This is a genomic window from Mucilaginibacter sp. (assembly GCF_039921305.1).
Taxonomy (GTDB): Bacteria; Bacteroidota; Bacteroidia; order Sphingobacteriales; family Sphingobacteriaceae; genus Mucilaginibacter.
The window spans coordinates 305,536-317,088 of sequence record NZ_JBDSCA010000043.1 but is presented as its reverse complement, the minus strand read 5'-3'; the positions used below and the strand labels follow the sequence as shown (position 1 = coordinate 317,088).

Below are 11,553 nucleotides of genomic sequence, written 5' to 3'. Positions count from 1 at the left end.
AAAATCCCCTTCAGGACCGATTAATATCAAATAACGGCTATGTTTTTGCAGGGTTGATGCCAAGGTAACTTTTTCGCTATCTTCACAATGGGCCATAAATTTTTGCCCGTCAAATGGCTTGCCCAGCAATTCGGCCAATGGCATTACCTCATTTAATTTAGGATGATAGGCTTTTAATGATTGCTTGATAGCCGCGGTTATTATCTTATTTAACCGTTCGGTCTTTGCTTCCTTACGCTCCGAGCGCTGGCAGATAATTAGTGATATCTCATCAATACCTATCTCTGTAGCTTTCTCTAAAAACCACTCCAACCGTTCCATATTTTTAGTGGGGGCAATAGCTATGTGCAGGTAATGGTTACGTCTATTATAACCCTGTGTAGTGTTTTTTATTTGGAGGATGGTACGCTTTGGGTGCGCATCGATAATCTCAGCGGTATATAAACCGCCCTTGCCATCAATTAACTGCACTGCTGATCCTACTTCCAAACGCATAACGCGTATGGCATGCTTACTTTCTTCTTCCGTTAAAAAGTATTGGGGATGTGTAGGGTTAATATCTGGGGTATAAAAAAGATGCATTTTTGAGAATCAAGATTAAAGAATCAAGATATAAGACAGGATACTGGTTACAGTCTTGTTTCCTGATTCTTATTTCTTGCTTCTAATTTAGCGCATATCTACTGCATCTTCATCATTTATCAGCAGTTCCAGCTTAACCGATTCAATATTCTGGTCGGATTTTTTTAGTACCGTGATGTTGTAACCATTTGATTCCTTTTGCTCGCCTACATCAGGTATCTTACCAAATATATCGCCCAACCAGCCTGATACGGTATCAAAGTCGCCATCTTCGGGCAAATCATGGGGCAAGTGGCTGTTAACATCGTATATTGGTGCCAACGCATTCACCACAAATTCGCGTTCGTTAATAATCTCTACAATCGGTTTTTCCTCATCGTACTCGTCCTGTATCTCGCCTACCAACTCTTCAACAATATCTTCCAGCGTAACCATCCCTGCTGTACCACCAAACTCGTCAGATACAATAGCTATCTGTATGCGCTTTTGTTGCAGCTCGGCCATCAAATCATTGATCTTTTTGGTCTCAGGTATAAAATAAGGCTTGCGGATAATATTTTTCAGTACAATCTCTTCGCCACGCGCAATTAAAGGCAAAATATCTTTAGCATGAACTATACCTACAATTTTGTCTATCACATCATCATAAACAGGCATACGCGAATACCCTTCGGTTATCAATATCTCCAATAATTCTTCTCTCGAAGTTTCCACCTCAATGCCCGATATTTTGGTACGCGGCACCATTATATTTTTTACTACGCGCTCGTTAAAATCAAAGACGTTTTGTATCAGCTCATGCTCATTTGAATCTAACGCGCCGGTCTCTTTACCCTGCTCCAGTAAATATTGTAATTCTTCTGAACTATGGTGCGCTTCGCCACCTTCTAAAGTTGCGATACCAAACAGCCTTAAAATAAAGTTGGCAAAACCATTTAACAACCAAATTAGTGGTTTAAATACAATAAAGAAAAAGCGCAATGGTACTGAAACCGCTAAAGTAGTAGGTACTGATTTTTGTATGGCTAATGACTTTGGGGCCAACTCTCCAAAAACAATATGCAATATTGTAATTGTAGCAAAAGAAATGATATGGCTGGCTGTTATGTAACCGGGGCTAAGTTCTATTCCTGAGGCCAAAAAAGCGCGGACCACAATATTGGTAACTACGCCCTCGCCAATAACACCCAGTCCTAGCGACGCAATTGTTATCCCTAACTGCGTTGCCGCTAAATAGCCATCTAAATTATGTAAAATACCGCGGGCAACTTTGGCTACAGCGCTGCCAGTTTTAGCCTTAAGTTCAATTTGTGAACCTCTTACTCTCACCATGGCAAATTCGGCGGCTACAAAAAACCCGTTTAGCAACACCAGGCCTATGGTTGCAAATATGTAGAAAGCACTTATGTCGTAATGTTCAGGGTCCATTAATTATTTATTGGTACACATTTGGAAACTCACTTTGGTATAAAGCTAAAGCTTCCGTTATTACTTTATGGGCGTAACGCTTGCCCAAAAGATGTTCAATAGTAACGTTTTTATCTTCCAGTTTTTTGTAATCTTTAAAAAAGCGCACTATCTCTGTCATTGCGTGTGGCGGCAATTCTTCCAGGTCGTTAATATAATTTACCGACATATCGTTTTTTGCTACCGCGATAATTTTATCATCCTGTTCGCCATTATCAACCATGTGCATTACGCCTATGACCTTTGCCTCGATGATGGACATCGGGAACACATCAATAGAACATAGCACTAATATATCCAACGGATCCTTATCATCACAATAAGTTTGCGGAATAAAGCCATAATTGGCCGGGTACATTACCGATGAGAAGAGAACGCGGTCTAACTTCAATAAGCCCGATTCTTTATCAATCTCGTATTTTGCTTTTGATCCTTTCGGGATCTCGATGATCGCGTTAACAATGTTTGGAATATTATCACCAGGAGAAACCTCGTGCCATGGATGTTGTGTACTCATTTTTGGATATTATGTATTTATATGTTATCTTCTTCTGTGTTACTTTGCTTTTTGCCCTTTAAAAAAGCAAAAATAAGCGGTATTGTTGTTAAAACAATTAAACCAATTACAATATAATGCAAATAGTTTTTCAAATTAGGGTAACGCATACCCAAATAATAGCCTGATAATGTTAACGTTGTGACCCAGGCCACACTGCCTATCAGGTTATAAAGACTGAATTTTTTAAAATCAACCCTCACAACTCCTGCAAAGATAGGTGCAAATGTTCTGATAATTGGGAAAAACCTACCCAAAACCAATGCCATTCCGCCATGTTTGTTGTAAAAACTTTCGGCTATACGCACATATCGCTTTTTGAAAAAGAAGGAATCATCCTTATTAAACAAAATATGCCCCGTTCGGTAACCAAACCAATAGCCTACGTAGTTTCCTAAAAACCCCGCTACAATTAAACAGGCAACTAATAAATAAACAGGGGTATCTAACAAACCGGTGGCGCATAATAAACCGGCTAAAAATAAAAGATAGTCGCCGGGTAAAAAGAAACCGAAAAACAAACCCGTTTCGGCAAACACCACAATCAGCAACAAGTAAAACCCACCCTGACTTATAATAGATTGAGCATCAGTTAAATTTTGCAGGTGTTGCCAGAAATTTTCCATTCAGATATCAGTAAAATTACAAATATTAAATCAATTTGTAATTACCGATAAATATTAAATTAAGCTACTTATCCAATATGGGTAAACGCCTATTACAATAGTAACCAATGCCGAAAAGCCTAAAACAAATTTAAAGTAAGGCGGAACAGCTAATTCGTTACGTTCTGACGAGTAGAAGTACATGGCCACAATAACGCGGAAATAATAGTAAATACTAATGATAGCATTAATAACAGCCACTATTGATAAACCTATCTGGAATTGAGATAGCGCGCTTGAGAACATATAGAACTTACCGATAAAGCCGGCCGTTAAAGGGATACCTGCTAATGATAACATCGCTATAGTTAAAACCAGGGCCAGGAAAGGATTCTTTTTAGCCAGCCCGTTAAAGCTATCGAAGTTATCGTTACCCGATTGTTGTTGAACTAATATCAATACAGCGAATGCAGCTATTGATGCGATTGAGTAAGCCGTGGCATAAACAAACACCGCACGGGCAGAGCCATCGCCCAGCGCTACAACAGCGAACAGCATATAGCCTGCATGTGAGATACTGGAGAAAGCCAGCATACGCTTAAAGCTTTGCTGATATAATGCTGTAATGTTACCGATGAACAAGGTAATAACTGTAATGACAAGCAAGGTTGGAATCCAAAGATCGGAAACCGGGTTAAAGCAGGTGGCGAATAAACGCAGGAACGCTGCAAAACCTGCCGATTTAACTACAGTTGACATGAACGCGGTGATGAGCGTTGGCGAACCATCGTAAACATCCGGAGTCCAGAAATGGAATGGGGCGGCACCTACTTTAAAGCAAAGGCCCACTATCATTAATAAGATTCCACTAAAAAACAGAGGATCAATAGGACGGCTGTGCTCAATAGACCAATCGCGGATAACGCTTAGGTTGAAAGAACCCGTGGCGCCATAAACCAACGTAATGCCAAACAACAGAAAACCTGTTGAAAAGGCCCCCATCAAAAAGTATTTTAAAGCGGCCTCGTTTGATGCGAAATCTTTCTTTTTGATCCCGGCAAGGATGTACAAACTTACCGACATGATCTCGATACCGATAAACAGCATCACCAGGTTATGATACGAAAGCATCACGATGATACCCGCTAATGAGAACAGGATAACAGCATAATACTCCGCTACGTGATCGCTAATGCGTTCAAAGTAATCTTTAGAAAGCAGCAGTATCAATATAGTTGATGCAATGGTTATTACCGAGAAAACGATAGAAAAATGGTCAAACAACATCATACCGCTATAAATGGGTTTAGCGTATGTCGCTGTGGTCCATTCGGCAATTGCGCAGCCCATAGCGGCTAATAAGCCAACTATAGTAACAGGCAATAAGGCACTTTTTACTTTGTATAAACCAAGATACAGGATAACAATTGGTAAAACAGAAATGATTATTAGCGTATTCATGGTTTACTTAACTATAAGTTTCTTTTGGTTCACTTGTTCAATTAAACTGCTCACGCTTGCTTCGCTGATGTGCAATATCCAATTTGGATAAACACCAATAGCGATGATGAGCACGCAAATTATAAGCAGCAATACTTTTTCGGAACCGGCAATGTCTGTAAAAGTGGCGGTTAACGGATTAGTTTCGCCTTGCATTACTTTTTTGTACATGCGCAGCATATAAACCGCACCGAAGATGATGGTTAATCCGGCAACAGCCGCCATCCAGATATTGTATTGGTAAACACCGTTCAGCAATAAGAACTCGCCGATAAAACCATTGGTTAATGGAAGAGCAACGGTTCCTAAAACGATAATTAAAAACGCGATAGAGAATTGCGGAGCAACTTTAGCGATACCACCCATCTGGCTGATATCGCGGGTACCTAACCTCCGGCTGATGATATCCATAATGAAAAACAGACCAATCACGTTAATACCGTGACTCAGCATTTGGATCATGGCACCTTGTACACCTTGAATGTTCCATGCAAAAATACCGGCAGCTATCAGGCCAACGTGACCAATTGATGAATAAGCTATTAAACGTTTACCGTCTTTTTGATTAAAGGCGATCAACGATGCATAAACTATTCCGATAACCGATAATACGATAACAGTACAACCCCATTTATCAAAACCAAGTGGGGAAATCGGGATCAACCAGCGGATAACACCGTAGATACCCATTTTTAACATGATACCCGATAACATCATTGTTCCTGCCGTTGGCGATTCGGTATAGGTATCCGGCTGCCAGGTATGGAACGGGAATATCGGCATCTTGATAGCAAAAGCTAAAAAGAAAGCCCAGAATACAAATGATTGCCTTTCGGGAGACAGGTTAAGCGCGTAGAATGCCTGGATATCATAAGTTTTGCCCGGAGTTTGCATGTACAGGAAAATCAATCCCAACAGCATAAATAACGACCCGGCAAAAGTATAGATAAAGAACTTTAATGTGATGCGAACGCGATCAGCACCGCCCCATAATGCGCAGATGAAATAGATTGGCAGTAATGCCGCTTCCCATCCTACATAAAATAAAAAGCCATCTGATGCGGTGAATACAACCAGTAAACCGGTTTGCATTAACAGGATCAGTGTATATAAAGCCGTCTTGGTATTCTCGTGTTTGAATGTTGATAGGATGATTAACGGAACCAAACCTGTGGTTAACAAAACCATAATCATGCTGATCCCATCAATTCCGGCTTTGAAGTGAATACCAAAACGTGGTATCCAGTTATAGTCAACACCAAACTGGGTGGTGGCATCAGGTACAAATTTGGCAAGTATGGTAATTGCGAGCGCCAGTTCGGCAAGGGCGAATAATAATGCTACTGTTTTGGCCGCGCCGTTTTTAAACAGTAACGTTACAAGCCCACCCAGCAATGGTAAAAAAAGTAAAAGAATAACCATCATTTTTATAATATCGTAATGCCTTTTAAAAACCGAATAAATTGTAAACAAACACAGCAATAACACCTATCACCATCATAAATATGTAGAAACCGACGTTACCGCTTTGCAATAACCGCAATTGCTTGCTCGATGCCATCGAACCTTTACCCAATCCATTCACCAAACCATCAATAGCCAACAGATCAACCACCTTGTAAAAGAAGACCGATAACGCATCCAATGGTTTGCGGATGATGGCATCGTAGATTTCGTCGACGTAAAATTTATGGTAAGATAAGTTGGTTAAGGCCGGGCGTTGCTCTGTATCTGCCAACGGAATATTTTTGTTGTTGCTGTATTTAGATGCCGCGTATAACCAAGCTATAATTGCACCGGCAACAGATATGCCCATCAAAGTCCATTCGGTAGCGCTTGATAAATGATTTGCTGATACTTCTTGTATCGCAGTTGATTTTTCGAATACAGGAGCAAGGAAATGCTCTAACCAGTGATGACCACCCATTATTTCGGGAACACCGATAAACCCACCAAATACTGACAATACAGCTAATACTATCAATGGTATTGTTATTGAAGCTGGCGACTCATGTAAATGATGCTCTTGCTCGTGAGTTCCTCTGAATGTACCGAAAAATGTCAAATAGATCATCCTGAACATATAGAATGAAGTACACATCGCGGTTAAAACTCCTACTACCCAAATGGTAGGGTTATGCTCAAACGTGTGCGCTAAGATTTCATCTTTAGAAAAGAAACCGGCGAATGGTGGTAAACCAGCTATTGCCCACGTTCCAATAAACATCGTTACAAACGTGACAGGCAACTTTTTACGTAATCCACCCATTTTGCGCATATCCTGCTCGCCACTTACCGCGTGGATAACAGAACCTGCACCTAAGAATAATAAAGCTTTAAAGAAAGCATGTGTTAACACGTGGAAGAAACCGCCTGTATAAGCGCCCACACCCAAGCCTAAAAACATATATCCCAATTGTGATACCGTTGAATAAGCCAATACCTTTTTAATATCAGTTTGCGTTAAGGCTATCAATGCCGCGAATGCCGCTGTAGTTATACCAACAACCGCGATGATGTGCATCGTCACTTCCGACATGGTGAACAAAATATTCGACCTTGCTATCATGTAGATACCAGCCGTTACCATGGTGGCAGCGTGTATCAATGCTGAAACCGGGGTTGGGCCCGCCATCGCATCAGGCAACCATGTGAACAACGGTATTTGTGCAGATTTACCGGTCGCGCCTACAAATAACAAGATGGTGATCAATACCAATGTGCTACTATTAGCCGTAGCATGTGATGCACTTTCAAAAACGTCTTTATAAGATAAACTTCCGAATGTTTGGAAGATAACGAACATGCCTAATAAAAAGCCTAAATCACCAATACGGTTCATTACGAAAGCTTTCTTGGCAGCGTCCGCATAGTCTGCATTAGTGAACCAGAATCCGATCAACAAGTATGAGCATAGTCCTACACCTTCCCAACCGATAAACATGATCACATAGTTTGATCCTAAAACCAACAATAACATGAAGAATACGAACAGGTTGAGGTACGAAAAGAACTTACCAAAACCTGCATCATCGTGCATGTAGCCTGTAGAGTATAAATGGATCAGGAAACCTATGCCTGTAATGATCAGCAACATAATTGAGCTTAACTGATCTACCAGGAATGAGAATGGGATATGTAAGCTACCAACGCTAATCCAATCGAATAAACTAACCTCAATTGGAACGCCCGATGAGTTGATCTGCAAAAAAGCAAAAAGGCTGATCACGAATGATAGTAATACCACCGTGCTGCCCACAAAACCAATAACACCTTTTGAAAGCGAATTACGGCCCAATCCATTGATCAAAAAACCAATCAGCGGTAGTATTGGAATAAGCCAGATGTAATTATTTATCATTTATATATGCTCTATCTTAATTCTTTAACCTGTTCAATACATTCACATCCAACGAATTGGTATTACGGTAAACCATTACAATAATGGCTAAGCCTATAGCTACCTCGGCAGCAGCCAGGGCCATAATAAAAAATACAAATACCTGCCCGTTAGGATCGTTATGGTAAACCGAGAAAACCGTGAGTAATAAGTTAACCGCGTTAAGCATTAGCTCAACCGACATGAATATCACGATCGCGTTCCTGCGGATCAAAACTCCCATTACGCCTATCGAAAAAATGATAGCGCTTAAAATGATGTAATGATTGAGCGGTATGGATTGTATGTTATGTGCTAAGGTTTCCATATCAGGCGTTTGATTTATCTTTAGTAGCCAACAAAACCGCACCTACCATTGCCGAGAACAGCAAGAGCGATGATACTTCGAAAGGCAATAAAAATTCGTTGAAGAGTACTTTACCCAGGTTTTTAACTAAACCCAGACTGTCGTTTGTGTGAGCAACCACGCCAGATACATTGGTTACTTTAAGCGATGCAACTACTGTTAGCAGTAAGCAACAACCGCCAATTATACCCGCGAATTTAACCAGGTTACTTTTTACAGGTTCGCTATCCTGATTGAGGTTAAGCAACATCAATACAAACAGGAACAGTACCATGATGGCGCCCATATAAACGATGAAGTTTACAATGGCCAAAAACTGCGCATTCAATAAAACGTAGTGAATGGTGAACGTAAAAAACGTCAGGATCAGGTACAGTACGCTGTGAACTGGGTTCTTCGAAAAGATAACCAGCAGCGCAAACAGTATCGACAAAAATGCTATGAAGTAAAATAAACTCATTTTATAATTTCAAAATACTTTTGGCCGTTTAAAGGACGGGCAAAGGTATAAAACTTCCTTATTGATTTAATGGCGCCTCTACTAATTTGTCTTTACCGTAAATAAAGTCTTTACGGAGGTAGTTTGATGGTACGATATCGCCGTCCAAATAAATTGCTTCTTTAGGGCAAGCCTCTTCGCATAAGCCACAGAAGATGCAACGTAACATGTTGATCTCGTAAACAGCGGCATATTTTTCTTCGCGATATAATTTCTCTTCACCTTTTTGACGCTCTGCTGCTATCATGGTAATGGCCTCTGCCGGGCACGATAAAGCGCACAGTCCGCAAGCGGTACAACGTTCGCGGCCATCTTCGTCGCGTTTAAGCGAGTGCATACCACGGAAGTTTTCAGAGAATTCTCTTTTTTCATCAGGATAGCTAATGGTAACCGGTTTCCTGAAAAAGTGCTTACCGGTAATGCGCAAGCCACTCAATATAGCAGGTAAGTAGGCGCGCTCCCAAAAATTGAGTGGCTTTACCTCTAATACTTTTCGTTTATTGGTTAATGATTCCATATTAGTATCCTAAGTATGTTAAAAGTGAGCTGCCGACACCTGTTAGTACAATATTGGCTATAGCTAATGGGATCAGAATTTTCCAACCCAGATCCATCAACTGATCGTAGCGGAAACGTGGGATTGTCCAGCGAACCCACATAAAGAAGAAGATGAAGAAGAATACTTTACCAAACATCACGGCAACGCCAACTAATGGTCCCCAGGTTGAACCTAGGTGCTCATTCACTACATCCATAAATGGATAGTTATAACCACCAAAATACAGAGTAGCCATTACTGCCGACGAAATGAACATGTTTATATATTCTGCAAACAAGTAAAAACCTAATTTCATGGATGAGTATTCGGTGTGGTAACCGCCAACCAATTCAGTTTCACACTCTGGCAAATCGAATGGCGTACGGTTTGTTTCCGCGAACGAACAAACAATAAAGATGATAAACCCCAAAGGCTGGCGGAAAAAATTCCAGGTAAAGTACCCATTTGCCCAAAAACCGTGTTGCTGAGCGGTAATTTCTTTTAAGCTTAAAGTACCGGTTAACATCAATAAGGCGATGATAGATAACCCCATCGCAATCTCATAACTGATGTTTTGCGATGCAGCACGGATAGCACCTAACAAAGAGTATTTGTTATTTGACGCCCATCCACCAATCATCACACCATAAACACCTAATGATACTACGCCAAAAAGGTACAATATACCAACATTAATATCTGTAACCTGTAAATCAATTACATTATTACCGATGGTAATTTGCTGCCCCCAAGGAATAACCGCCGAACCTATACATGCCGTTAATATAGCCAATGACGGGCCCACAATAAACAGGAATGCATTAGCATGTGTCGGGATGATCTCTTCCTTCATAAACATTTTGGCACCATCAGCCAAAGGCTGTAAAATACCAAACGGACCGGCGCGGTTTGGGCCAATACGATCTTGAAAGAAAGCGGCTATTTTGCGCTCTGCATAAGTAGAGTACATGGCAACCACCAGGCTAATGCCGAAGATGACAGCAACCAGTATAAATTTTTCTATAATTAAAGCCGTCTCCATTATAAGCGTGTGTTCCTTTCCATTTGTTGCTGATTAGCTTCTATCAATACCGGATTGGTTTTAACAACCGGAGTAGGGTGTAAGCTATCGTAATGATTTGAACTAATTACAGATTGATGCGAAATTTTACGCGGACCTTCAATTACCCAATCAGCGGTTTTCTTTTTATCAAAACGGCAGGTGTTGCAAATAAACTCTTCAACCTCGCCATAAACATCTTTACGGGCGGTTACACGTAAAACATCTTCACCTTTGTACCATAGGGTTACTTTACCATTGCACTTTTCGTGATCGCAATCGCGGTGAGCATCAACGGGCTTGGTAAACCAAACCCGGTTTTTAAAGCGGAAAGTTTTATCGGTTAAAGCGCCTACCGGGCAAACATCAATTACGTTTCCAGAGAAATCGTTATCAACAGCTGCTTTTATGTAAGTAGATATTTCGGAATGATCGCCACGGTTTAAGATACCATGGATACGGTGATCGGTGATCTGATCGGCAGTGAACACACAACGGTAGCAAAGGATGCAACGTGTCATGTGTAATTGTATCTTGTCACCTATGTCAATTTTTTCAAATGTACGGCGGTCAAATTCGTAACGTGTTTTTGCGGCTCCGTGTTCATAACTCAGGTTCTGCAAATCGCACTCACCAGCCTGATCGCAAACAGGGCAATCCAAAGGATGATTGATCAAAAGCATTTCAACAATACCTTTACGCGCTTCGATAACTTCGGGCGAGGTAATGTTTTGCACTTCCATACCGTCCATTACTCCGGTACGGCATGATGCTACCAGTTTAGGCATAGGGCGGGGGTCTTTTTCAGAACCTTTAGTTACCTTTACCAAACAGGTACGGCATTTACCACCACTACCCTCTAACTTGGAATAATAGCACATGGCAGGCGGGACGATATCACCACCAATAATACGCGCGGCATTTAATATCGATGTTCCTGCTTCTACTTCAACGGATATCCCGTCTATGGTTACCTTCATTTTTGATTAATTCAAAATTA

12 protein-coding genes are annotated in these 11,553 nt (G+C 40.9%); all 12 read right to left on the bottom strand.

Features of this window, described 5'->3' with window-relative positions:
* Positions 1-582, bottom strand: a 582-nt coding sequence (locus ABIN91_RS13815) for an RsmE family RNA methyltransferase (RefSeq protein WP_348051717.1), incomplete at its 3' end; no start/stop codon positions are given.
* A gap of 87 nt (positions 583-669) precedes the next feature.
* Entirely contained in the window at positions 670-2,010 is a 1,341-nt protein-coding gene (locus ABIN91_RS13810; RefSeq protein WP_348051716.1) for a hemolysin family protein, read from the bottom strand.
* A gap of 7 nt (positions 2,011-2,017) precedes the next feature.
* Complete coding sequence (locus ABIN91_RS13805; protein WP_348051715.1) at positions 2,018-2,566, bottom strand: inorganic diphosphatase; 549 nt, start codon at positions 2,564-2,566, stop codon at positions 2,018-2,020.
* Positions 2,567-2,583: 17 nt separating this feature from the next.
* Entirely contained in the window at positions 2,584-3,231 is a 648-nt protein-coding gene (locus ABIN91_RS13800; protein WP_348051714.1) for a VTT domain-containing protein, read from the bottom strand.
* Between the two features lie 54 nt (positions 3,232-3,285).
* A complete protein-coding gene (locus tag ABIN91_RS13795) occupies positions 3,286-4,671 on the bottom strand; it encodes an NADH-quinone oxidoreductase subunit N (RefSeq protein WP_348051713.1) in 1,386 nt (461 codons plus the stop codon).
* Positions 4,672-4,674: 3 nt separating this feature from the next.
* Positions 4,675-6,135 (bottom strand): NADH-quinone oxidoreductase subunit M, encoded by a 1,461-nt coding sequence (locus tag ABIN91_RS13790; protein WP_348051711.1) that lies wholly within the window; start codon positions 6,133-6,135, stop codon positions 4,675-4,677.
* A gap of 22 nt (positions 6,136-6,157) precedes the next feature.
* The gene (nuoL, locus tag ABIN91_RS13785; RefSeq protein WP_348051726.1) at positions 6,158-8,068 is read right to left on the bottom strand and encodes an NADH-quinone oxidoreductase subunit L; all 1,911 of its coding nucleotides are present in this window, start codon (positions 8,066-8,068) and stop codon (positions 6,158-6,160) included.
* 19 nt (positions 8,069-8,087) lie between these two features.
* A complete protein-coding gene (nuoK, locus tag ABIN91_RS13780; protein ID WP_348051709.1) occupies positions 8,088-8,417 on the bottom strand; it encodes an NADH-quinone oxidoreductase subunit NuoK in 330 nt (109 codons plus the stop codon).
* Position 8,418: 1 nt separating this feature from the next.
* Positions 8,419-8,916: an NADH-quinone oxidoreductase subunit J gene (locus tag ABIN91_RS13775; protein WP_348051707.1), complete on the bottom strand. Its 498-nt coding sequence runs from the start codon at positions 8,914-8,916 to the stop codon at positions 8,419-8,421.
* 58 nt (positions 8,917-8,974) lie between these two features.
* Complete coding sequence (locus tag ABIN91_RS13770; protein WP_348051705.1) at positions 8,975-9,472, bottom strand: NADH-quinone oxidoreductase subunit I; 498 nt, start codon at positions 9,470-9,472, stop codon at positions 8,975-8,977.
* 1 nt (position 9,473) lies between these two features.
* Positions 9,474-10,535, bottom strand: coding sequence for an NADH-quinone oxidoreductase subunit NuoH (nuoH, locus tag ABIN91_RS13765; RefSeq protein ID WP_348051703.1), 1,062 nt, complete (start codon positions 10,533-10,535; stop codon positions 9,474-9,476).
* A complete protein-coding gene (locus tag ABIN91_RS13760; RefSeq protein WP_348051702.1) occupies positions 10,535-11,533 on the bottom strand; it encodes a 2Fe-2S iron-sulfur cluster-binding protein in 999 nt (332 codons plus the stop codon). The genes nuoH and ABIN91_RS13760 overlap by 1 nt, the downstream gene beginning before the upstream one ends.
* Positions 11,534-11,553: the final 20 nt, after the last annotated feature.